Source organism: Ruegeria sp. I3, from assembly GCF_056532525.1.
In genome coordinates, this window is sequence record NZ_JBQFNI010000004.1 from 151,296 (window position 1) to 174,798 (window position 23,503).

General features: G+C 59.4%; 21 protein-coding genes. 8 read left to right on the top strand and 13 right to left on the bottom strand.

The window, feature by feature from the left end; genetic code table 11:
- Positions 1 to 9 precede the first annotated feature (9 nt).
- From ACR0L9_RS12995 to ACR0L9_RS13010, 4 genes are all read left to right on the top strand, one after another.
- Positions 10 to 909, top strand: coding sequence for a phytanoyl-CoA dioxygenase family protein (locus ACR0L9_RS12995; protein ID WP_170404230.1), 900 nt, complete (start codon positions 10 to 12; stop codon positions 907 to 909).
- 93 nt (positions 910 to 1,002) lie between these two features.
- Positions 1,003 to 4,164 carry a valine--tRNA ligase gene (locus tag ACR0L9_RS13000; RefSeq protein WP_480895823.1) on the top strand — a complete coding sequence of 1,054 codons (3,162 nt, stop codon included), beginning with the start codon at positions 1,003 to 1,005 and terminating at the stop codon, positions 4,162 to 4,164.
- A 146-nt stretch (positions 4,165 to 4,310) separates the two neighbouring features.
- The gene (locus ACR0L9_RS13005; protein ID WP_480895824.1) at positions 4,311 to 5,471 is read left to right on the top strand and encodes a benzoate/H(+) symporter BenE family transporter; all 1,161 of its coding nucleotides are present in this window, start codon (positions 4,311 to 4,313) and stop codon (positions 5,469 to 5,471) included.
- A gap of 39 nt (positions 5,472 to 5,510) precedes the next feature.
- Complete coding sequence (locus ACR0L9_RS13010) at positions 5,511 to 5,843, top strand: DnaJ family domain-containing protein (RefSeq protein ID WP_170424253.1); 333 nt, start codon at positions 5,511 to 5,513, stop codon at positions 5,841 to 5,843.
- On the opposite strand, the gene ACR0L9_RS13015 is transcribed toward ACR0L9_RS13010, so the two are convergent.
- Positions 5,844 to 6,626, bottom strand: coding sequence for a crotonase/enoyl-CoA hydratase family protein (locus tag ACR0L9_RS13015; RefSeq protein ID WP_170424255.1), 783 nt, complete (start codon positions 6,624 to 6,626; stop codon positions 5,844 to 5,846). It abuts the gene before it with no gap.
- 149 nt (positions 6,627 to 6,775) lie between these two features.
- On the opposite strand from ACR0L9_RS13015, the gene ACR0L9_RS13020 reads away from it, so the two are divergent.
- Complete coding sequence (locus tag ACR0L9_RS13020; RefSeq protein WP_170818062.1) at positions 6,776 to 7,876, top strand: pyridoxal phosphate-dependent aminotransferase; 1,101 nt, start codon at positions 6,776 to 6,778, stop codon at positions 7,874 to 7,876.
- A gap of 90 nt (positions 7,877 to 7,966) precedes the next feature.
- Here the strand turns inward: ACR0L9_RS13020 and ACR0L9_RS13025 are convergent, their stop codons facing one another.
- From ACR0L9_RS13025 to ACR0L9_RS13050, 6 genes are all read right to left on the bottom strand, one after another.
- Positions 7,967 to 9,157 carry a pyridoxal-phosphate-dependent aminotransferase family protein gene (locus tag ACR0L9_RS13025; RefSeq protein ID WP_480895825.1) on the bottom strand — a complete coding sequence of 397 codons (1,191 nt, stop codon included), beginning with the start codon at positions 9,155 to 9,157 and terminating at the stop codon, positions 7,967 to 7,969.
- A 51-nt stretch (positions 9,158 to 9,208) separates the two neighbouring features.
- Positions 9,209 to 9,841, bottom strand: a complete 633-nt coding sequence (gene eda, locus ACR0L9_RS13030; RefSeq protein WP_223117696.1) for a bifunctional 4-hydroxy-2-oxoglutarate aldolase/2-dehydro-3-deoxy-phosphogluconate aldolase — start codon at positions 9,839 to 9,841, stop codon at positions 9,209 to 9,211.
- A gap of 4 nt (positions 9,842 to 9,845) precedes the next feature.
- Entirely contained in the window at positions 9,846 to 11,651 is a 1,806-nt protein-coding gene (gene edd, locus ACR0L9_RS13035; RefSeq protein WP_480895826.1) for a phosphogluconate dehydratase, read from the bottom strand.
- A gap of 2 nt (positions 11,652 to 11,653) precedes the next feature.
- Entirely contained in the window at positions 11,654 to 13,099 is a 1,446-nt protein-coding gene (gene zwf / locus ACR0L9_RS13040; RefSeq protein ID WP_480895827.1) for a glucose-6-phosphate dehydrogenase, read from the bottom strand.
- A 165-nt stretch (positions 13,100 to 13,264) separates the two neighbouring features.
- Positions 13,265 to 15,508: a phosphoenolpyruvate--protein phosphotransferase gene (gene ptsP / locus ACR0L9_RS13045; RefSeq protein WP_170397273.1), complete on the bottom strand. Its 2,244-nt coding sequence runs from the start codon at positions 15,506 to 15,508 to the stop codon at positions 13,265 to 13,267.
- 45 nt (positions 15,509 to 15,553) lie between these two features.
- Positions 15,554 to 16,792, bottom strand: a complete 1,239-nt coding sequence (locus tag ACR0L9_RS13050) for an aspartate kinase (protein WP_170397275.1) — start codon at positions 16,790 to 16,792, stop codon at positions 15,554 to 15,556.
- A gap of 155 nt (positions 16,793 to 16,947) precedes the next feature.
- On the opposite strand from ACR0L9_RS13050, the gene ACR0L9_RS13055 reads away from it, so the two are divergent.
- The gene (locus tag ACR0L9_RS13055) at positions 16,948 to 17,304 is read left to right on the top strand and encodes a hypothetical protein (RefSeq protein ID WP_170397277.1); all 357 of its coding nucleotides are present in this window, start codon (positions 16,948 to 16,950) and stop codon (positions 17,302 to 17,304) included.
- Here ACR0L9_RS13055 and ACR0L9_RS13060 read toward each other — a convergent pair.
- The 5 genes from ACR0L9_RS13060 to ACR0L9_RS13080 all read right to left on the bottom strand — a co-directional run bounded on the left by ACR0L9_RS13060 (position 17,298) and on the right by ACR0L9_RS13080 (position 20,348).
- Positions 17,298 to 17,936: an SDR family NAD(P)-dependent oxidoreductase gene (locus tag ACR0L9_RS13060; RefSeq protein WP_480895828.1), complete on the bottom strand. Its 639-nt coding sequence runs from the start codon at positions 17,934 to 17,936 to the stop codon at positions 17,298 to 17,300. The genes ACR0L9_RS13055 and ACR0L9_RS13060 overlap by 7 nt on opposite strands.
- A gap of 3 nt (positions 17,937 to 17,939) precedes the next feature.
- The gene (locus ACR0L9_RS13065; RefSeq protein ID WP_170564749.1) at positions 17,940 to 18,395 is read right to left on the bottom strand and encodes a DUF1178 family protein; all 456 of its coding nucleotides are present in this window, start codon (positions 18,393 to 18,395) and stop codon (positions 17,940 to 17,942) included.
- 71 nt (positions 18,396 to 18,466) lie between these two features.
- Positions 18,467 to 18,952 carry an NUDIX hydrolase gene (locus ACR0L9_RS13070; RefSeq protein ID WP_480895829.1) on the bottom strand — a complete coding sequence of 162 codons (486 nt, stop codon included), beginning with the start codon at positions 18,950 to 18,952 and terminating at the stop codon, positions 18,467 to 18,469.
- Between the two features lie 80 nt (positions 18,953 to 19,032).
- Complete coding sequence (locus ACR0L9_RS13075) at positions 19,033 to 19,800, bottom strand: EcsC family protein (RefSeq protein ID WP_170397285.1); 768 nt, start codon at positions 19,798 to 19,800, stop codon at positions 19,033 to 19,035.
- 53 nt (positions 19,801 to 19,853) lie between these two features.
- Positions 19,854 to 20,348 carry a GNAT family N-acetyltransferase gene (locus ACR0L9_RS13080; protein ID WP_170397287.1) on the bottom strand — a complete coding sequence of 165 codons (495 nt, stop codon included), beginning with the start codon at positions 20,346 to 20,348 and terminating at the stop codon, positions 19,854 to 19,856.
- 72 nt (positions 20,349 to 20,420) lie between these two features.
- On the opposite strand from ACR0L9_RS13080, the gene ACR0L9_RS13085 reads away from it, so the two are divergent.
- Positions 20,421 to 21,026: a flavin reductase family protein gene (locus tag ACR0L9_RS13085; RefSeq protein WP_170511439.1), complete on the top strand. Its 606-nt coding sequence runs from the start codon at positions 20,421 to 20,423 to the stop codon at positions 21,024 to 21,026.
- Complete coding sequence (locus tag ACR0L9_RS13090) at positions 21,026 to 21,670, top strand: CatB-related O-acetyltransferase (RefSeq protein ID WP_480895830.1); 645 nt, start codon at positions 21,026 to 21,028, stop codon at positions 21,668 to 21,670. Before ACR0L9_RS13085 ends, ACR0L9_RS13090 begins: the two co-directional genes overlap by 1 nt.
- 30 nt (positions 21,671 to 21,700) lie before the next feature.
- Here the strand turns inward: ACR0L9_RS13090 and ACR0L9_RS13095 are convergent, their stop codons facing one another.
- Entirely contained in the window at positions 21,701 to 23,335 is a 1,635-nt protein-coding gene (locus tag ACR0L9_RS13095) for a SulP family inorganic anion transporter (protein WP_170818066.1), read from the bottom strand.
- Between the last annotated feature and the right edge of the window lie 168 nt (positions 23,336 to 23,503).

The following is a 23,503-nucleotide window of genomic DNA, read 5'->3' on the forward strand; positions in this document are numbered from 1 at the left end:
GAGGTTTCCATGCCCAAAGAAATCAAGCTGACGAATGGCCGATTGGACAGCCAAAGTGCCGAGGCCTATTGGGATGATGGGTTTATATTTCCGATCCCCGTGTTCTCTGCCGCAGAAGCCGCCGGGTACCGTGCCGAGTTGGAAGATGTCGAGGCCAGCTGGCGCGAGGCTGACCTGCCGCTACCCCTGAACATGTACAAACGCATCAACGCGCATGTGGTGATGCCATTTGCCACTCGCATCGCGTTGGACCCGCGCGTTTTGGACGTTGTCGAAGGTGTTTTGGGCCCAGACCTGCTGTTGTGGTCGGCTGAGCTGTTCATCAAGGAACCGCGCACGACGCAAGTGGTGGGCATGCATCAGGACCTGACATATTGGGGTATGGGTGAAACCTCGGACCAGTTGACCGCCTGGATCGCCCTATCCCCTGCGACGGTTGAGAGTGGCTGCATGGATTTCGTGAAGGCCAGCCACAAGAACCCGATCCTGCCGCATAATGATACGTTTTCCGACAACAACCTTCTGTCGCGTGGGCAAGAGGTAGCAGTCGATGTCGCGGAGGAAGACAAAACCCATATCGAGTTGCAGCCCGGCCAGATGTCGCTGCACCATGGGCTGACCATTCACGGGTCAGGGCCGAACGTATCTGATGATCGTCGAATTGGCCTGGCTATCCGTTATCTCAACCCCAATGCGCAGCAAAAAGTGGCGGATCGCGACTATGCCATTCTGGCGCGGGGCGAGGACCGGGTGGGAAATTTCATCCATATCCCTGAGCCGACCGAGCTGTTTGCTCCTGAGGCGCTGGACCTGCACGCGCGCATCCGCAGCGATCAGGCCAAGGCGATGGGGCAAGGGGCCAGCGAAAAGCTGGATCTTTATGCGCCCGCCCCATCAAATCCCGGCTGATCATTGCAGGACCGCCGCGCAGGGCCTTCCCCTTCCTGCGTCCATTCGCTATTGCAGGCGCTGACCCGATATTGTTGACGCAGGACGCATCCCATGGCGATGGAAAAGACATTCAACGCGGCCGAGGCCGAGGCCCGCATCTATCAGGCCTGGGAAGCGGCCGGAGCCTTCAAGGCAGGCGCGAACAAATCGCGCGACGAGAGCTTTACCATCATGATCCCGCCACCGAACGTGACGGGTGCGCTGCATGTGGGCCACGCGTTCAACAACACACTGCAGGATATACTAACCCGCTGGCACCGGATGCGCGGGTTCGACACGCTATGGCAGCCCGGTCAGGACCACGCTGGTATCGCCACGCAGATGCAGGTGGAAAAGATGTTGGCCAACACCCAGCAGCCGGGACGTCGTGAGCTGGGACGTGAGGCGTTTCTGGACAAGGTCTGGGAATGGAAGGGAGAATACGGCGGCACGATCATCGAGCAGCTCAAGCGCCTGGGCTCGTCCTGTGATTGGTCGCGCAACGCCTTCACCATGGCGGGTGCGCCGCGTGACCCGCGCACGGGCCACGAAAATTCTGCGAATTTTCACGACGCGGTGATCAAGGTCTTTGTCGACATGTACGAAAAGGGCCTTATCTATCGCGGCAAGCGGCTGGTCAACTGGGACCCACATTTTGAAACCGCGATCTCGGACCTCGAAGTCGAGAATATCGAAGTTGCGGGCCATATGTGGCACTTCAAGTATCCGCTGGCGGGCGGTGAGACCTATACCTACGTCGAGAAAGATGAGGACGGGAATATCGTGCTGGAGGAAGAGCGCGACTATATCTCGATCGCCACGACTCGCCCCGAAACCATGCTCGGCGACGGCGCAGTTGCGGTTCACCCATCGGATGAGCGCTATGCGCCCATCGTCGGAAAACTTTGCGAAATCCCGGTTGGCCCGAAAGAGCATCGCCGTCAGATCCCGATCATCACCGATGATTACCCTGATCCAGATTTCGGCTCGGGCGCGGTGAAAATCACCGGTGCACATGACTTCAACGACAATATGGTCGCCAAGCGCGGCGGCATTCCAATGTATCGCCTGATGGACACCAAAGGCGCAATGCGCGCCGATGGTGCGCCTTATGCCGAAGAGGCGGACAAGGCGCAGGAATACGCGCGCGGGCGTGAGTTCACCGAGAACGAGATCGACGCGATCAACCTGATCCCTGATCATCTGCGCGGTCTCGACCGGTTCGAGGCACGTGCGAAGGTGGTTGAGGAGATCACTGCAGACGGTCTGGCTGTCATGACTCGCGCCGATGACCCACGTCTGGGTTCGACCGCTTTAAAGCCGGAACACGAAGGCGCGGACAAGCTGGTGCCGCTGGTCGAAAGCAAACCGATCATGCAGCCCTTCGGCGACCGCTCGAAAGTCGTCATCGAGCCGATGTTCACCGACCAATGGTTCGTCGACGCCGCCAAGGTCGTCGGCCCTGCGCTGGACGCGGTCAAGGACGGCACTGTCAAGATCATCCCCGAGTCGGGCGAGAAGACCTATTACCACTGGCTGGAAAACATCGAGCCGTGGTGCATCTCGCGCCAGCTATGGTGGGGGCATCAGATACCGGTTTGGTATGGCCTCGATCTCTCGGCTGAGAATTTCAAGGACGACGAAAACGACGGCGACCTTGATTTGGTCGAATTGGGTCGTTTGCTGAACGAAGGCGGCATGCTGCATCGTGGCAATGTCATGGAATGCGCGGCAAGCCTTGAGGCCGTTACAGAGAAATTCCTCGACGACAATGCCAATATACCCAGCCCGCTGAGCCACGCGACGGTCATCGAAGTTGCCGATAAGCAGGAAGCGATCCATCAGTTCGCCGAAAGCCTTGCCCTATACGCAGTCGAACAAGACCCGACCAAGCTGGTCTACCCGGTCTGGCGCGACCCCGACGTGCTCGACACATGGTTCTCTTCCGGCCTCTGGCCTATCGGCACGCTGGGCTGGCCCGAAAAGACCGAAGAGTTAGAGCGCTATTTCCCAACCGATGTGTTGATCACCGGCTTTGACATCCTGTTCTTCTGGGTCGCGCGGATGATGATGATGCAACTGGCGGTGGTGAACGAAATCCCGTTCCACACCGTGTATCTGCACCAGCTCGTCCGCGACGAGAAGGGCAAGAAGATGTCCAAAACCACCGGCAACGTGATCGACCCGTTGGAGATCGTGGACGAATTCGGTGCTGACGCGCTGCGCTTTACCAATGCCTCGATGGCGGCTATTGGCGGGGTACTGAAACTTTCGCGCGAGCGCATCACAGGTTACCGTAACTTCGGCACCAAACTGTGGAACGCCGTCCGCTTTGCCGAGATGAATGAGGTCTTCACCGACGCTGTCCCGCAACTGGACGTGGCTGACCTGAAACCCAAAGCCGCCGTGAACCGCTGGATCATCGGTGAAACCGCCCGTGTGCGGGAAGAGGTCGACGCGGCGCTGGAAAGCTATCGTTTCAACGACGCGGCCAACGGGCTTTATGCCTTTGTCTGGGGCAAGGTCTGCGACTGGTACGTGGAACTCTCTAAACCCTTGCTGCAAGGCGATGACGCCGAGGCACAGGCCGAGACCCGCGCCACCATGCGCTGGGTTCTGGATCAGTGCATGGTTCTGCTGCACCCGATCATGCCTTTCATCACCGAAGAGCTGTGGGGCCTGACCGGTAAGCGTGCCAAAATGGTCGTACACGCAGATTGGCCGACCTATGCCGCTGCCGACCTGATCGACGCGGATGCGGATCGAGAAATGAACTGGGTGATCTCGGTGATCGAAAACACCCGCTCGGCCCGCGCGCAGATGCGAGTTCCTGCTGGCCTCTACGTGCCGATGCTGGTGACTGAGATTGACACGCACGGCCAAGCGGCATGGGACCGCAACGAAGCGCTGATCAAACGTCTGGCGCGGATCGACAGCCTGACCAAGGCGGATGAACTGCCAAAGGGCACGATCTCGATTGCCGCCCCCGGTGCCTCCTTTGGCCTGCCACTGGCGGACATCATCGACATTGGTGCGGAAAAGGAACGGCTGGAAAAAGCCAAAGGCAAGTTGGCCAAGGAACTCGGCGGTCTGCGCGGACGCCTGAACAACCCGAAATTCGTGGCATCGGCCCCGGAAGAGGTTGTTGCGGAAGCCAAAGCTAACCTTGCCGCCCGCGAAGAAGAAGAAGCCAAGCTAAACGAAGCTCTCGCCCGTTTGGCTGAAATCGCCTGATCTTTTTCCTGCTGCTGATATATAGAAAATGAACCTCACCACCCAACCGGCGGTGAGGTTTTTCTTTACCCTCAGAGCTTTCCCCTTGTTCACGCCACGCCCCGCTTGTTAGCACTTCGGCGACACAACCTGGCGAGGCACTGACGATGCGATCTTTCCCTCCGATGCAGACAGTCTCAACCGGGTTGGTTGTGGCCATTGTCGGATTCTTCAGCTCGTTTCCCATCGTATTGCAGGGGTTGGGCGCGATGGGAGCTTCATCGCAGGAAGCCGCCTCGGGTCTGATGAGTGCGGCGATTGCCATGGGGCTTGCAGCCATCGTCCTCAGCCTGCGGTACAAAATGCCGATCAGCGTTGCGTGGTCGACCCCGGGGGCCGCTCTGTTAGCTGTCTCGGCCACCCCGGTCGAGGGATTTTCAGGCGCGATTGGTGCGTTCCTGTGCGCCGGAGCATTAACGGTTCTGGCAGGGCTGTGGAAGCCGCTGGGACGATTGGCAGCAGCAATTCCCACAACACTGGCGCAAGCAATGCTGGCAGGTGTGCTATTGCCACTATGCCTTGTGCCCTTCCAGGCGGCGGTCGAGATTCCATGGCAGGCGTTGCCGGTGATCCTGACGTGGTTTGTCGCGGGCCGTTTCAATCGGTTGATCGCGGTTCCGGCAGCTGTGGTCGCGGCGGCTGTCATTGTGTCGCTGAACGCAGGAGATGCCCAATTGATGCCGGATCGTTTGATCGCGGCTCCGATCTGGACCATGCCATCATTCTCGGTCGCGTCGGCCATCGGGATCGGCGTACCGCTGTTTGTCGTCACGATGGCGACACAGAATATCCCCGGCGTCGCGGTGATGCGCAGCTTTGGCTTTGATCCTGTTCCCGGCCGGTTGTTTTCATCCGTCGGTGGCGCAAGCATGCTTTCGGCCCCATTCGGGGCGCCCGCAACCTGCCTGGCCGCGATCACCGCCGCGATGTGTTCCAACGAGGAAAGCCACCCCGATCCGGCGCAGCGTTATTGGTCGGCAATCATGGGTGGCGTGTTCTACTGCCTCTTCGGTATCTTTGCCGTGGCGATCACCAGTTTTGCCGCCCATGCCGACCCGCTGCTTATGGGCACTCTGGCAGGTGTGGCCCTGATCGGGGTCCTGGCCAATGCCATGCATGCCGCACTGGACGTCCCTGTCGAGCGCGAAGCGGCTATTTTGACACTGGCCATCACAGCCTCTGGAATAACGGTTTTTGGGTTGGGCGCGGCAGTCTGGGGGCTGTTGGCTGGAGGTATCGCATATCTGGCAACAAACCGAGTGCGCTGAGCCCTTTCATCAGAACCCCTCAGGCGGTAAAATGAGCGCATGTTCGGATCGCTTGGAAAACTGATTGAACGCCAGATCAAAAAGGCGCAGGCCGAAGGCCAACTGCAGGGTCTTGAAGGCGAAGGTGCCCCGTTACCCGACCGCTCGGGCGAGGCACAAGGCGATCCCGCCATTGCTGCGGGTCATCGGATCATGGCGCAGGCCGGAGTGCTACCCGAGGAGTTCGACATCAAGAAACAGCTCGACGCCGCCCGCAAGGAGTTTGCAGCGCTGCCTGACAATCAGGACCGCAGGGCCGCAATGAAAAAGATTGCTGATCTTGAGATGCGATACAACATGGCCCGTGATGCACGGCGCGCATTCATGCGGTGATCATTTGAACTCGGGCTTTCGGCCCTGCATCTGTGCCATGACAACTTCCATTTGATCCGACTTACCGATCAGGTCGACCTGTTCGGTAGACTCGGCCAACAGCACATCAGCACGGTCACGGGTTTCGGCCACATCAATCAACCGTTTGGCGGCGCGGATGGCGGACGGGCTTTTACCCGCGATGTCCTCGGCCAGCGCCAGCGCTTCGGTCAGGGGATCATCCGACAGTTTGGTAACAAGCCCCCAATCTGCCGCCTGTGGCGCTCCGATAGGGCGGGCGGTATAGGTCAGCAGGCGCAGCACGTCCGAGCGCACGAGCTCTGGCAGCAGAACCATGCCGCCCATGTCGGGGATAATGCCCCATTTCATCTCCATCACTGCCAGCTTGGCTTCGGGATGCACGATGCGGATGTCGGCACCCAGCGCGATCTGTAGCCCACCGCCATAGGCGACGCCTTGAATAGCGCAGATCACCGGCACTGGGACGCGCCGCCAGATCAAGGCAAGTTCCTGCATTTCGTTGGCATCTTCGTGGCTGCGGGTCATCAGCCATTCGGTTGGGTCTGTGTGTGCCATGCTGGCAAAGCTGGCCATATCGAGCCCTGCGCAAAAGCTCTTGCCCTCTCCCGATAGCACCACGGCGCGGATATCGGCTGCGGCGACTTCTTGGCCGGCCGAAAGGATCGCCTTGATCATCGCATCGTCCAGCGCGTTCATCTTGTCGCCGCGAGTCAGCGTGACATGGGCGATGTGGTCTTTGTATTCGACGGATACGCGGGACATGGGACCTCCGGGGCGTGATTTGCTGTATAAACATGCCAGCAAGACGCCAGCAGCGCCACAGCGACGTCAGGGCAAACCGCACATCCGAAGCCTCCTTTGAACTTCTGGCAAGGCTTGCCCCGCCTGATCGGTTGCGCTTATCTGCGGCCATGACTGGTCCTCGTTATACCCCGCTTGCCCTCACGCTGCCCGCGACCGTGCCTTTTGTCGGCCCCGAAACGCAGGAGCGCCAACGTGGCGCGCCCTTCGTGGCCCGGATCGGTGCGAATGAAAGCGTGTTTGGCCCGTCCCCGCGCGCCATCGATGCAATGCAACGGGCCGCGGGCGAGATATGGATGTATGGCGATCCCGAGAATTACGAACTACGCCATGCGCTGGCGGTACATCATGGGGTCGCGCCTGAAAACATCGTGGTTGGCGAAGGCATTGACGGGTTGCTGGGCTATCTGGTGCGCCTGCTGGTTGGTCACGGCGATGCAGTTGTGACTTCGGATGGAGCTTATCCGACTTTCAATTACCACGTGGCCGGGTTTGGTGGGGTATTGCACAAGGTCCCCTACCGCGACGATCACGAGGACCCGACGGCACTGTTCGCCAAAGCGGCGGAGGTAGACGCCAAGTTGGTCTATCTGGCCAACCCGGACAACCCGATGGGAACATGGCATTCAGGTGAGGATATCGTGTCCGCTCTGGAGGCTTTGCCAGAGGGCTGTTTGGTGGTTCTTGACGAGGCATATGTCGAATGCGCGCCCGAGGGGACCGCTGCACCTGTCGCTGCTGATGATTCACGTGTGATCCGGATGCGAACGTTTTCCAAGGTTTATGGCATGGCCGGGGCGCGGGTAGGCTACGCTATCGGCTCGTCCGAGTTGATTGCGAGCTTCAACAAAGTGCGCAACCATTTCGGCATGAACCGAGCCGCGCAGGCAGGGGCATTGGCCGCGCTAAAAGATGAAGATTGGCTGACGCATGTGCAGCAAAGGATTGCCGGGTCCCGGAACCGCATCGAAGAGATTTCACGGTCGAATGGTCTGGTGCCTTTGCCGTCTGCGACAAACTTTGTGGCGATTGATTGTGGGCGCGATGGGGTGTTTGCCAAGGCCGTGTTGGACACGCTCGTTGAACAAGGCGTGTTCGTGCGGATGCCATTTGCCGCGCCCCAGAACCGGTGCATTCGGGTCAGCTGCGGAGGTGAGGCGGAAATGGCGGCGTTTGAAGCTGCTCTGCCCACGGCCTTGGCAAAAGCCTGAGCCTCGTAAAGGGGGCTGTCTGCCCCCGATCGCGCCCAAGCGCGATTTCCCCCGAAGTTGTTTATGGCCAGATGAAGAGGCGGATCGGGCTTATCCGGCCAGCTTCGCGGCGGCGGCTTCGAGCGCGCCCTGACCACGGGGGATATCGAGCGCAGCCATAGCGGTTTCGACGCCACCCAGCATGGCCATGACCATTTGAGCGTTTACGTGCCCCATGTGGCCAAGGCGGAAGCAGCCGTCCCAATCCTCCATTCCCAGACCGATGCCCAGCGTCAGACCCAGTTGGGTTTCGGTATAGCTGCGCAGCGGCGTGCCGCGCCCCTCGGTCAAGCGGAGGGCAGTGACCGCGTGGCTGCGATGGGCCGGGTCGGCGACGTTGAAATGCAGCGCGCCACCTTGCGCCCAGATTTCACAGGCGGCCCAGATGGCCTTTGCCAGGTGTTCGTGGCGGGCCCAGACCTGTTCGATCCCTTCGCCATGGATCAGGTCGAGCGCGGCGCGCAGGCCATACAGGTGGTGGGTTGGCGCGGTGCCGTTGAAATACTGATAGAACAGATCTGGTTTGGCGCGCGGCTGCCAGTCCCAATAATGCGAGACGCGGGGCATTGTGGCGCGCTTGGCTTGCGCCTTGTCGTTGAAGAAGACAAAGCCGGTGCCCGCCGGGGTCATAAGCCCCTTTTGGCAAGCCGTGACAGTGACGTCGACACCCCAGGCATCCATCTCGAACCGGTCGCAGCCCATCGACGCGATGCAGTCAGCCATCAGCAAGGCTGGGTGGTCAAGGTCGTCGAGCAACGCTCGCAGAGCCGGGATATCGTTGCGGATCGATGTGGACGTATCGACGTGGACCGCAAGGACCGCTTTGATCTTGTGGCTGGTATCGTTACGCAGGGCCTCGGCGATGCGGTCAAGATCCCAGGGCGAGGACATTCCGAAATCGATCAGGTCAACCTTGGCGCCGATTCCTTCGGCCATCTCGGCCCAACCGTGGGTGAATCGGCCAGAGGCCGGGGCAAGCACGGTTTCACCGGTTGCAATGACGTTGGAAAGCGCAGCCTCCCATGTACCGTGGCCGTTGGCGATATAGATGGCGACGTTGTGCTGGGTTCCGGCAACGCGTTTCAAGTCTCGGGTGAGCGCGGGCATCATCTCGATCAATTCGCCGTCATAGATATTGGGCGACGGACGGTGCATCGCCTGCAGCACCGTATCGGGCATGACCGAAGGGCCGGGGATGGCCAGATACTCGCGCCCATGCGCGAGGGAGGTTTGGTTTGTCATGAGGGCAACCTGTTTGAATTGAGGCCTACCCTAGCGTCTTGCCCTGCGGCGTCAATCCAGCAGACTGGCGGCCTCGCGGGCAAGTGTTTCGATCCCGGACCAATCACCGTTTTGAACCATCTGCTTGGGCGCGACCCAGCTGCCGCCGGCGCAGACAACATTCGACAGCGACAGGTAATCGAGGGCATTTGACGGCGATACGCCACCAGTTGGGCAGAAGGTGATCTGCGGTAGCGGTGCGCCGATGGCTTTTAGGGCGGGAGCCCCTCCTGAGGCCTCGGCGGGGAAGAATTTCAGCATGTCATAGCCCTTTTCCAGCAGAGCCATGGCTTCGCTTGCAGTAGCCGCACCGGGGAGAAGGGGCAGACCTTCGGCTTCGCAGGCGGCGATCAGGGCATCGGTCGCACCGGGGGAGACGCCGAACTGAGCGCCAGCCTCTTTGGCAGCGCGGACATCTTCGGGCGTGACCAGTGTACCCGCCCCGACAACACCGCCGGGGACGTTGGCCATGGCGCGGATCGCGGCGAGCGCGGCGGGAGTGCGCAAGGTGACTTCAAGCGCCGGGAGGCCACCTGCGACCAAAGCTTCGGCCAACGGGCGCGCATGGGCCGCGTCGTCGACGACCAGGACTGGAACAATCGGGGCCAGCGCGCAGATCTCGCGGGTGCGTTGGGTTTTGGACATTGGGTTACACTCCGAAAATGCTGGCGCCGGTGTCGGCTGAGCCGACATTCTGACGGAAGGCGCCGAAGAGGTCACGGCCAACGCCGTGTTGGTTTGCCGTAAGGTCGGCGGTAGCCGGATTGCGGTCGAGAACACCGGGGGTCAGGATTTCCAACTCGCCCTTGACCGCATCAACGCGCAACTGGTCACCGTCTTGCAGATAGGCGATCGGTCCACCATCCAGCGCCTCGGGGCAGACATGGATGGCGGCGGGCACTTTGCCTGATGCGCCCGACATACGGCCATCGGTGACCAGAGCCACCTTCTGCCCCCTGCCCTGCAGGATCGACAGGATCGGCGTCAGCGAATGAAGTTCAGGCATACCGTTGGCTTTTGGCCCTTGGAAGCGAACAACAACGATGACGTCATCGGTGAATTCTCCGGCTTTGAAAGCGGCTTTTACGGCGTTCTGGTCGTGGAATACACGCACGGGCGCTTCGACCACTTGGTGTTCAGGTGCTACAGCCGACACCTTCATGACCCCTGTGCCCAGATTGCCTGTCAAGCGAGAGAGCCCGCCCGTGGGTTGGAACGGGTCTTTGGCCGGGCGAACGATCTTTTCGTTCAGACTGTGGCCCGCGCCCTCTTCCCAGACCAACTCGCCGTCTTTCAGCTTGGGTTCTTTGGTGTAGTTGTGCAGGCCCTGCCCCGCGACAGTCAGCGTATCGGGGTGCAGCAAGCCATCTTCCAGCAGCGTGCCGATGGCAAAGCCCAGGCCACCCGCAGCGTGGAAGTGGTTCACGTCTGCCAGACCGTTGGGATAGACGCGCGCGACCAAAGGCACGACAGCGGAGATGTCGGAAAAATCCTCCCAGTCCAGCACGATACCACCGGCACGCGCCATGGCGATCAGGTGGATCAGTAGGTTAGTGGAACCGCCGGTGGCCATCAGGCCGACGATGCCATTGACGAAAGCGCGCTCATCAAGGATCTGGCAGACCGGTGTGTAGTGATTGCCTAGTGCACTAAGGGAAAGGGCGCGGCGCGCACCTTCTTCGGTCAGCGCATCGCGCAGGGGCGTGTTGGGATTGACGAAGCTGGAGCCCGGCAGGTGCAGACCCATGAACTCCATCAGCATCTGATTGGTGTTGGCGGTGCCGTAGAAGGTGCAGGTGCCGGGGCCATGATAAGCGGCCATCTCGGCCTTCATCAATTCATCGCGGCCGACTTCTCCGGCAGCGAATTTTTGGCGGACCTTGGCCTTTTCGTCATTCGGCAGGCCACTGGTCATCGGACCTGCAGGCAGGAAGACGGCAGGAAGATGCCCAAAGGCTTGCGCGCCGATGATTAGGCCGGGCACGATCTTGTCACAGACGCCCAGGAAAACGGCGGCGTCATAAGTGTTGTGGCTTAGCGCCACTCCGGTCGCCAGCGCGATCACATCGCGCGAGAACAGAGATAGTTCCATCCCCGCCTCGCCTTGCGTGACGCCGTCGCACATGGCTGGCACGCCGCCTGCAACCTGCGCTGTGCCGCCTGCTGCGCGGATCGCATCGCGGATCAGGGCCGGGTAGCGTTCGAAAGGCTGATGGGCCGAGAGCATATCGTTATAGGCGGTAACGATCCCCAGATTGCCAGCCGTGCCGGTGGCCATGGAGTCCTGATCTTCGCCCGCCCCGGCATAGGCGTGGGCCTGCCCGCTGCAGGACAGGTGCGCACGCGCAGGGCCCTTGGATTTGGCCTGCTCCATTCGTTCAAGATGCGGGCCACGCAGATCGGCGCTGCGGTCGATGATGCGTTTGGTGACGTCGGATATAACTGTGTTGACCATGATTACCCTCCGATCTGACGCCAGCGGCGTCCATCGCGATGCATCAGCATCAATGCTTCTTCAGGCCCCGAACTGCCCTGATCGTATTTCGCGGGCTTATCTCCACGCTCTTCCCAGCCGTGAATGATGGGATCGACCCAGGCCCATGCGGCCTCGGCTTCATCCCCGCGCATGAACAAAGTCTGGTCGCCGCGGATGACATCCATGATCAAGCGTTCATAGGCATCCGGGGATTGGCCGTCATCGCCCAGCGCATCAGCGAAACTCATATCGAGTGCAACGTCGGACAGGCGGAACCCGCCCTGCCCCGGTTCCTTGATGGTGGTGCGGAGCGTGATGCCTTCATCCGGTTGCAGGCGGATCACCAGCACGTTGCCATGCAATGGTCCGACATTCGGAAAAATCGTATGCGGCGGGTCGCGGAAGAACACTGCAATCTCGGATTCACGTGCGCGCAGGCGCTTGCCGGTCCGCAGATAAAACGGGACACCGGCCCAGCGCCAGTTGCCGATATGCGCCTTCAGCGCAATGAAGCTTTCGGTACGGCTGGCGGGGTTGCCGACGTGATCCAGATAGCCATCGCCCCCTTTTTCGGTGCGGTACTGACCACGAGCGATATCCTTGGGTTCCACCGACTCCAGCGCTTCGATCACTTTGACTTTCTCATCGCGCACCGCGTTGGGTGAGAATTTCGAAGGCGGTTCCATCGCTGTCAGGCACAGCAATTGAACCAGATGGTTCTGGATCATGTCCCGCATCGCGCCGGATTGATCGTAATAAGCACCGCGCCCTTCGACGCCCACGGTTTCGGCCACGGTGATCTGGACGTTATCAACATGAGTGGCGTTCCAGAGCGGTTCGAAAAGCGAGTTGGCAAAGCGCAGCGCCATCAGGTTCTGCACGGTTTCCTTGCCCAGATAATGATCGATCCGGTAAATCTGATGTTCTTCAAAACAGGCCCGCAGCCCTTCGTTCAACGCTTTGGCTGATGCCAGATCGTGACCAAAGGGTTTCTCGACCACGATACGACTGTCAGGTGTGGACAGGCCGTGCTCGTTCAGACGTTGGGCGATGCCCGAGAAAAGGCTTGGGCCTACTGACAGATAGAAGGCGCGTACCACATCCGGTCGCAGCGTTTTCGCTAGGTCAGACCAACCCGCATCGCCAAGCGCATCTACCGGAACATACTCGACGCGGGTCAGAAAGCGATCAAGCGTATCCTTTTTGAAACCCGGCGCAAACTCTTGCATCGACGCACGCAGCTGTTCACGGAACCCGTCGCTGTCCATGTCGGATCGGGCGGTTCCAATGATGCGCGCATCCTCAGGCATCTGGCCGACTTCGAAGCGATGATAGAGGCCCGGCAGGATTTTACGCTGCGCCAGATCGCCCGTCGCGCCGAACAACACAAGGTCGAACGGATCTACCGGAATTACGCGTGAAACCATTGCAAGGCTCCTTTCGAATTCCCCGCCAGCATAAGCGAGGTTTCAGCCCGGGATTAAAACGCATGTGCGTCATTAGCTATGTTATCGCTAACATTCACCGGCTGAATAGAAAACCTGAGCGCAAAAATCAAGCGCGGATTTGCAGCTGGCATCGCGGAAGATCAGTCAGGACTGCGTCCGCAGCCAGTCCATCACCGCCGGACGCACGGATTGTTCTCCACGATGGCGGGCATCGGCGATAATTTTACGCACATCCTGAAGGTTCGACCGCAACAACAGGCTTTTGACCGGCCCGATTGAGGCCGGGCGCATCGAAAGGGTACGGATGCCCATGGCCGCGAGACACAGCGCCTCGACCGGGCGGCCGGCATCTTCGCCACAGAAGCTGAGCGGTGTGTCCGAGATCGAGCATCTCTCAACGATACGTTCAATGAAACTCAGAAAGCTGACATTCAGCGTATCGTAGCGACGGCGAACCAGTTCATTTTCGCGGTCGGCGGCGAAGAAAAACTGTTTCAGGTCGTTCCCACCGATCGAGATAAAACCGACTTCGTCAAAGAACTTCTGCGGCGCAAAGGCCAGCGAAGGCGTTTCCAGCATCGCCCCCACTTCGAGCGATTCAGGCAGAACATGGCCCAGACGCCGTTCACGCTCGATCGTTTTCTTGACCTCCCAGCGCGCCTCGCGAAACTCGTCAGCCTGCGCGACAAAGGGGAACATGATGGTCAGGGGGCGGCCATCAGCGGCACGGATCAGCGCCTGCAACTGCATCCGCATCACGCCGCGCTTGTCCAGACCCACCCGGATCGCCCGCCAGCCCAGCGCAGGGTTCGGTTCTTCCACATGCTTCATATAGGGCAGAACTTTATCTGACCCGATATCGAGTGTACGGAACACCACACGCTTTTCGCCCGCAGCATCCAGAACCCGTTTGTATTGCGTCACCAGCTCGGATCGCTTGGGCATCTGATTGCGGATCAGAAACTGCAGTTCGGTGCGGAACAGGCCCACGCCCTCGGCACCAGAATTGCTAAGTGAGGGCAGATCGGCCATCAGGCCCGCATTCATCACCATGTTGATTCGCGCACCATCCTGAGTAACGGTGGGCGTTTCACGGATCGAGGCGTAGCGCTCCTGCGCCTTGGCTTCCATCGCGATTTTGTCACGGAACGCACTAACGACAGTGTCTTCGGGGCGCAGATGAACGACACCGCTATCGCCATCAACCAGAATGTGATCGCCGTTCAGGGCTTCGGTGGTGATGCGGCCTACATGCACCACCAGTGGGATCGCCAACGCGCGCGCCACGATAGTGGCATGGCTTCCGACCGAGCCTTCTTCCAACACGATCCCTTTGAGAGAACGGCCATATTCCAGCAGATCACCGGGGCCGATATTTCGCGCAATTAGGATCGGATCGGGCGGCAGGTCAGCCCCATTTCCGTTACCCTGTCCAGTCAAAATTCGCAGCAACCGATTGCTGAGGTCGTCCAGATCGGCCAACCGTTCACGTAAATACGGATCGGTAACCTGCCCCATGCGAGCCCGCGCCTGAGATTGTTCTTTCTCGACCGCCGCCTCTGCGCTGAGACCAAGAGCGATGTCCTCCTCCATCCGGCGCATCCAACCCTTGGAGTTGGCGAACATCCGGTAGGCTTCCAGAACCTGCAACTGCTCTTTGTCGCCGCCCTGAGAAATCTCAAGCATCTTGTCGACGCCGACGCGTAGCTCTTCAACGGCCTCGGTCAGCCGCTCACGCTCACGATGCGGGTCTTCGGCAATGGGATTGGTGACAACAACACGAGGTTCATGCAGCCAGACATGGCCTTCAGCAGATCCCTCCTGCGCCGGGCCACCGGTAAGTTGCACCGATTGCTGGTGCAGCGGTGACAAGGCCGCGCCTTCGCCGACGAACGCGCCCAGTTCGGCCATTTCGGCCAGAACCATCGCGACAACTTCCAGCGCATAAACCTCATCCGCCGAAAACTCGCGCGCGTCCCGGGACTGAACCACCAGCACGCCCAGTTTCTGACCCAGACGCTGTACCGGCACACCAAGAAAGGACGAATACCGTTCCTCGCCAGTTTCCGGCATGTACCGAAAGCCCTTGGCCGAGGGCGCGTCCGCCGTATTCACCACCTTGCCAGATTTTGCGACGCGACCGACCAGCCCTTCGCCCATACGCATCCGCGTCTTGTGTACCGCTTCTGGGGACAGACCTTCGGTGGCGCACAGTTCAAGCGTATCCTCATCCCGAAACAGGTAGATCGAGCAAACTTCGCGACCGGTACTGTCGGCGATCAGGTGCGTGATCCGGTCAAGACGTTCCTGACCGGCGGCTTCGCTCGCCATTTCTTCGCGCAGCCGTCCCAGCAACTTGCGAGATTCTGTTTCCGTGCCTTCCGCCATGGCCCACCCACGTTACGGTTTCAGACAGGACACTTGGCTGAAAGCTCAGGCCGCCTTGTCCAGTTCAAAGGCATCATGCAGTGCCTGAACCGCAAGTTCCATGTATTTCCTGTCGATCAGGACGGAAATTTTAATCTCGGAGGTTGTAATGACCTTGATGTTAATCCCCTCATCCGAGAGAATCTTGAACATCTTGGCCGCAACACCGGATTGCGAACGCATGCCGATCCCGACAACTGAGACCTTGCAAACGTCCTCATCCGCAACCAGTTCGGCGTAGTTCAGCTCACCCTGATCCTTGATCGCCAGCAATGCCTTTTCGGCGCGGGAGACCTGATTGGTCGGACAGGAGAAGGTCATGTCGGTGCGCCCTTCGTCCGAGATATTCTGGACGATCATGTCCACGTTCACACCCTCGTCGCTGAGCGCGGTAAAGATGATCGAGGCGATGCCGGGGCGGTCCGCCACGGAAACGACGGTCATCTTGGCTTCGTCGCGGGAATAGGCCACACCGGCCACAACATTGGATTCCATGATATCCTCCTCGTCGCAGACCAGTGTACCGGCCTCGTCGGATTGTTCCTCAAAGCTTGAAAGAACGCGCAGTTTCACCTTGTAGCGCATCGCCAGCTCGACCGAGCGGGTTTGAAGCACTTTGGCCCCCAGCGAGGCCAGTTCGAGCATTTCCTCGAACGAGATTTTGTCCAGCTTGCGCGCTTTTTCACAGATGCGCGGGTCGGTCGTATAGACACCGTCCACATCCGTATAGATGTCGCAGCGCTCGGCTTCGAAAGCGGCAGCAAAAGCCACGGCGGTGGTGTCCGAACCGCCCCGACCCAGCGTGGTGATGCGACCTTCGGGGCTGATGCCCTGGAAGCCCGCGACCACCGCAACGCGCATCCCTTCGCCGAATTTCTGGTTGATATTCTCGGGCGGGATTTCTTCGATCCGGGCCGCTGAATGGGCACCGTTGGTGATCAGCGGCACCTGCCAACCCTGCCAGCTGCGCGCCGGGATGTCCATTTCCTGCAGGGTCAGCGCCATCAGGCCAGCTGTAACGTTTTCACCAGAGGAGACAACGGCATCATATTCGCGCGCGTCATAGAGCGGAGAGATTTCATCGACCCAGCCCACCAGCTCGTTGGTCTTGCCGGACATCGCTGAAACGATGACGATGACGTCATAGCCTTTGGCTACCTCGACACCAACCCGTTTGGCAGCACGGCGGATCCGGTCCAGATTGGCGACCGATGTGCCGCCGAATTTCATCACGAGTACGGGCATGGGGGCTAGTGTCTCCGCGCCTTGAATTTCTGATCCCGTGCCTCTTATGCGAGGGGGGGCGCAAGGGCAAGTGGGCAAAGTCTGCACCGCAGTGCTTTACTTTGGTCGTGCGTGGTGTAAGCGTTCGGTCAAAGTCTTATTCCACGAGGATTTCAATGTTCCGCTTTGCCCTTGCCCTAAGCCTGGTCTCGACTGCCGCAAATGCCCAAGTGGCAACCTTATCGGGAACGGATGGCGAGAACTCATTAGGCACCGTTCCATGCGCTGCATTGGCAGGTGATACACTGGCCAGTTGTCCGGCCGAATTGCGGAAGCGCGAAGATGGAACGGCGACGTTGGCGGTTCAGTTGAACACTGGCGAGGTTCGGCGGATTTACTTCACCAAAGGTGTGCCGGATTCCAGCAGTTCGACATCGAAACTGACCTATGAGACACGCGGTGATATCATGGTGATCTTCATTGATCCCGGTGAAGTCTACGAAATCCCCAAGGCGGCCCTGAACTCTCAGTAAGGGTGCGCCCGACCATCCCAGGTTTCAAAACAACCGGTAGTATCGAGCGAGAGAGCCGCAAATCGCTCGATCAAGCCGTTTGCCGCCTGATCGACCGTGATCTCTGCCGCAGCTCCGCCCATGTCCGTCTGTACCCAGCCCGGATGGTAGATTCCCACCGCAATGCCATCCGCCTGTAGGTCAGTCGCCAGGTTGCGGCCCAAATTCAGCGCCGCCGCCTTTGACGCACGGTAGATATAGCTGCCACCCGGCGCGCGCGTATGTGACGCCATCTGAGACGAAACGATGGCGATCCGGCCCCGCGCGGTTCGCAGGTTCGGCAACAAGGACTGGATGGTCAGAAACACGCCTGTCACGTTGGCGGCGAAGCTTTGCGCCCACATCTCGGCGGGATAGCCACTAATGTCGTGTCCTTTGTCCAGATAAACGCCCGCATTGCAGATCAGCAGGTCAATCTGGCGGCCTCGCAGTTGCTCGGCCATTGCAGCGTGCTGTTCTGGGTCCGTGACATCCAGCACGATATCTGCGCTACCGTCTCGGGCAGTTCCGGTCACTTCATGACCTTCTGCACGGTATTGATCCGCAACGGTTTTCCCGATCCCTCGGTTCGCGCCCGTAACAACGATGTGCATGGGTCAGTTGGTCTTGCGGCTAGGAACAAAAGGCAACGGTGCGACCGGCACGCCGTCTTCAATCAGCGATTGCGCCTCTTCGGGCTTGGCCTCACCATAGATCGCACGCTCGGGCGCATCGCCGAGATGGATTTTGCGGGCTTCTTTGGCGAAATCCTTGCCCACATAGTCCGAGTTTTCCTCGACCTTTCGACGCAGTTCGCTGAGGACCTCAGCGATCTCGGGCGAAGGTGTTGCCATGCTGATCTCATCCGCAGAAGGCTGCGCTGGTGCAACCTCGGTCACCGTCTTGCGCGCAGGCCGGACACGCGGTGTCATCACCGCCTTTTCCACCTTGTCGCAGCCGCAGACCGCGCAGGTTACCAACCCGGCCGCTGACAGTTTGTCAAAGCCGGCTGCGGATTGAAACCAACTGTCAAAGCTGTGGTCATTGCTGCATTTCAATGCGTATTGAATCATATCACATCCAAAATCCGGTTGGCGAATAGATACCGACCAACATGGCAATATCAAGTCTTGATCTTGTCGCGCTACTGCCGGTGCAGCCCGAATCCACCCAAAAGCGCGGCGAGATCAGGCGACGCCACTTTCGATGACGCCTTTTTGGGCGAAACCCATTTGCGCCTGCGCTCACCCGCTTCGGGAAAATGCGCCTCGGATCGCTGCACATGCAGCGGAAACACATCAACTAGACACAGCGCCGATGGCTTGCCAGGCCGGTTCTTGATATAGGCAAACCGACCAAGGCTTTCGCTTCCGCACTGCCCCAAAACACCAGCCTCTTCCCAGGCCTCGCGGGCGGCTGTTTCAGACGGGGTCAGCCCGTTGATCAACCACCCCTTCGGGATGATCCAGCGCCGCGCCCTGCGCGTTGTGATCAACAAAATCTCTGGCAGGCCATCATTGGTTCGATAGCAAAGCGCAGCGGATTGAGCATAAACAGGCAGCGCCCCGGAAAGGGAGAGGTTTTCTGCCGAAAGCCCGGCAATCGCACCACTACTGCGCCCGTCAAACACGGTTCATATCCACTGCTCGCTCCGCTTATGTTGCGGTTTATAAAGTGATATTTATCATATCCGGCAGAGTCTGCCAAGCTTTACGGGAAAGCCCCCTTGTTCAGAGCCATCCGCCCCGACAAACGCCGCACCAACTCCTCATGAGGGATGTCGGCATCAATCGCCAATCGACGCAGCCCAAAATGCACATGCGCGATCTGCTGGTAGTAGCGGGTATAGACAAAATTTGTACCGCCCCCAGCAAGCGCCCCAAGCAACGGTACAGACTGCGCCGCCAGCTTCTGGCCCAGCACTACGGACAGGCGCGGCGCCACCATCGCAATGAGGCGTTGCATAGTCGGTCCGGTCAGGGTCATGCGCATTGAGAAAAAGCCCAGATCAGCCCCGTCATCCTCGGCCAAAGGACCTGCGGCTGACAACACTCGGATCGAGTCGAATTTCACGTTCTCGGCGGTCGGATCAAATCCTTCCCGCATCGCTGCGCCTTGGATCGCGCGCAGCATCATGGCGGTTGTCGCGGGCAGCTCGACAAGTGCTGTGGACACTCCACCCAGACCTCCGGCTGCGCCCATGGCAGTAGTCAAGGCTGTGTTGACCCATGGTTTCTGGTCCGGCACGGCACGCCGAGAGCCTTCGGCCGCATGCATGGCAAGCCAAAGCGCCTGTTCGGTTGCTTCGGTCAGACCTTCTCGCACCGGCTTAGGTAACTGATCCAATAAGGATTCCGCCGAACCACCAAGCTTGTTCAGCAGATTCACTCCTGCGCCACCTGCCGCACCGTACAGCTGCGCAAGCCGATCAAGCTCGGCCTCAGGATCGAGTTTTTCGACAAGAACCACGTCCTGCATCTGTGCCCTCCTGTCCTGAAAACATCGGGACTTTGCAGCGGGTTTTCAATGGGTCAACGGGTCCAGCGACTAACAAGCCCCTGAATTTCGGACCAAACTCCGGGGGTCAGTTCCAAACCCAGTATGCGATCAGGGTTGGTGGGCGGGGGCATTTCGACACCCGTCAGCGGGGTGAACCCGAACCGGGCATAATAGGGCGCATCGCCCACAAGCATGACGCGATCCCACCCTTTGGCGCGTCCGGCCTCTACCCCCTGATGGATCAGATATCCGCCCAACCCTTCGCCTTGATGGGTCGGGTGGACCGCCACTGGACCTAGCAGCAGCGCGTCATGTTCACCCACATGCACGGGCCAAAACCGGATTGCACCAGCCAGAATGCCCTGCCCATCGCGCGCGACCTGCGACAGGCCAGCGACAGGCGGCACGTCATCGCGCAGACGATAAGACGACAACGCCTCGCGCCCCGGAGCAAAGCACAGGTCATAGAGCGCTTCGACCTCCCACCAGTCTTCCGGCTCTTCCGGCCTGATCTTGAATTGCTGCACGCGCGCCCTCTTATCCTTGCTGGAAATCGCCCTAGCACTTCGATAGGCCTTGGGCAAACGCTTGGAGTCCATATGTTCTATCGCCCCGAAGACGGCCACGGCCTGCCGCACAACCCCTTCAACGCCATCATAACCCCACGCCCGATCGGCTGGATTTCGACGCGCGATGCTGACGGGATCAACAATCTGGCCCCGTATTCCTTCTTCAATGGTGTCGCTTATACACCGCCTCAGGTGATGTTCGCCTCAACCGGCTCCAAACACGATCAGGATGGCGGCAAGGACAGCATCGCCAATATCGAGGCCACGAAGGTATTCTGCGTCAACGTGGTGGCCCATGCGCATCGCGACGCAATGAATGCCAGCTCAGAGGGTTTGGAAAAGCACGTCGACGAGTTCACTCATGCTGGGCTGACACCCGTTGAATGCGAAACCATCAATTGCTCTCGGGTCGAGGGAGCGCCCGCAGCGCTGGAATGCAAACTTACCCAGATCGTAACTCTGCCGGGTGAGTCCAATCGGGTGGTGTTCGGAGAGGTCACTGGTGTGCACCTGCACGATGACCACATCCGTGACGGCAAATTTGACGTGACCTCATTCAACCCGCTCGCGCGGTTGGGTTATCGGGACTATTCTGTGGTGACAGAATTGTTCAGCCTTTCACGCCCGGATGACTAATGCCACTGCCTGATCCTACACGCAGATATCCGATTGTTCTGCCCGACGGCTCTAGCCACAACGGAACAGTGTTTCTGTCTCAGGTCATCGATCATCCCCGCTTTGAGGCAGGAGCTTACACTTATGCTTCGGATTTCGATGCACCGAAGGACTGGGCGCAGCGGCTTGCACCGTATCTGTTTCCCTTTTCAGAAGAAAAGCTGATGCTGGGCAAGTTCTGCCAAATCGCTCATGGAGTAAGGTTTATCACTGCCTCCGCAAATCACGCGACCGATGGCTTGACCTGCTTTCCATTTCCAATCTTCGATCCGGATCGCATGTCAGGCTACCAGCCTAATACACGTGATACCGTTATCGGGCACGATGTCTGGATCGGTTACGGAGCTTTGATTTTACCCGGAGCGCAGATCGGAAATGGCGCGATTGTTGGCGCAGGCTCGGTCGTGCGGGGTCAGGTTCCACCCTATGCAGTCGTTACCGGCAATCCGGCAAAAGTCCGGCGCTATCGTTTTGATCGCGATGTGATTGAAAGGCTGCAAGACTTGCGATGGTGGGATTGGCCCGCAGAAACCACCACTCGGGCCGAAGATGCCTTGCTTTCAGGCAATATCGATGCGTTGGAGCGCATTGCTTCTGAGATATAAGGCGGCCAATCCGGCCGCCCTTTCGCGTATTCAGTGCCCGCCCAGAATACCGGTGCGGACCGAATAATCCACAGCCAGTTCGTAATCCGGGTCATCATCGCTGTCGACCATCAGATGGCCGGCCTTGTTCAGCAGTGTATGACAGTCACGGCTCAGGTGCCGCAGCATGACGCGTTTGCCAGCAGCTTCGTATTTGGCGGCGATGTTTTCGATAGCCTGCAGCGCGGATTGGTCCACCACACGGCTGGCTGCAAAGTCGATGATGACGGTCTCGGGGTCGTTTGTTACGTCGAACAGCTCCACGAAGCCCTCGGACGAACCAAAGAACAGCGGGCCCTGAATTTCATAGACCTTCGCCCCTTCTTCCGTTTCCGAGTCGCGCGTAACCGCGTGGATGCGTTTGGCGTTATTCCATGCATAAGCCAGGGCAGAGACAATCACACCGACCACAACAGCCACCGCGAGGTCTTCCATCACGGTGACGACTGTCACCAGTACGATCACGAACGCATCCATCAAAGGCACCTTGCGCATGATCTTCAGCGAATTCCAGGCGAAGGTTCCGATCACCACCATGAACATCACACCGACAAGTGCGGCCAGTGGAATCTGCTCGATCAGAGGCGAACCCACCAGGATGAAGAGCAACAGAAACAGCGCTGCAGCGATACCTGCGATACGCGTGCGCCCGCCTGACTTCACGTTGATCATCGACTGACCGATCATCGCACAACCGCCCATACCACCAAAGAAACCGGTGACTACGTTCGCTGTGCCTTGCGCGATACATTCCTGCGAGGCACCACCGCGCTTGCCGGTGATCTCACCCACAAGGTTCAGCGTCAGCAGGGATTCAATCAGACCGATTGCGGCAAGGATCAGGGCATAGGGCAGGATGATTTCAAAGGTCTCCCAGTTCAGCGGCACCATAGGTATATGGAAGCTGGGCAGGCCGCCTTCGATCGAAGCCAGATCACCGACACGCGGGACGTCCAGCCCAATGCCAATGACCAAAGCAGCGACAACAAAAATCCCGGCCAGAGGCGCTGGGATGACGCGGGTGATGCGGGGCATGATCCAGATCACAGCCATGGTCAGAGCGACCAGACCCAGCATTGTGTAGAGCTGTAGGCCCGAAAGCCACTCGCCACCGCCCATGCCGTGGCCGGTATTTTCCATGGTTCCGGGCACTTTGAATTGCCCCAGCTGCGCCAGAAAGATCACAATCGCCAGGCCGTTCACAAAGCCCAGCATCACCGGATGCGGCACAAGTCGGATGAACCGGCCCCAATGCATCGCACCTGCGATGATCTGCATAATCCCCATCAGCACCACCGTTGCGAACAGGTATTCGACCCCGTGTTGTGCGACCAGTGCGACCATGACAACCGCAAGCGCCCCGGTCGCGCCCGAGATCATGCCGGGGCGACCGCCGATCAAAGCAGTGATCAGACCGACCAGAAAAGCTGCGTAAAGCCCGACCAGAGGGTGCACCCCGGCGACAAAGGCAAAGGCCACGGCTTCGGGGACCAGCGCCAAGGCGACGGTGAGACCGGACAGCAACTCGATCCGCAGGCGCGAGACAGTCAGCCCCTCATCCGGAACCCAGCGCAGATCGGGTTTGGCTATACGATTGGCAAAGCTTGCCAGCATGGCTCGGGGCATGGATCGGTCCTGTTGGTCGGTTTTGTTCGCGCGAAAGGGGCCTTCTAGCGGTCAAACCGGTCTTGAGATACCGCGCCAGGCGGGACCCTGATATGCGCCCTGCGCATAGCTTGACCCAAGCACACACAAACCGTTGAACCCACTTGTCAAATGAAGCTGTGGCCCGCA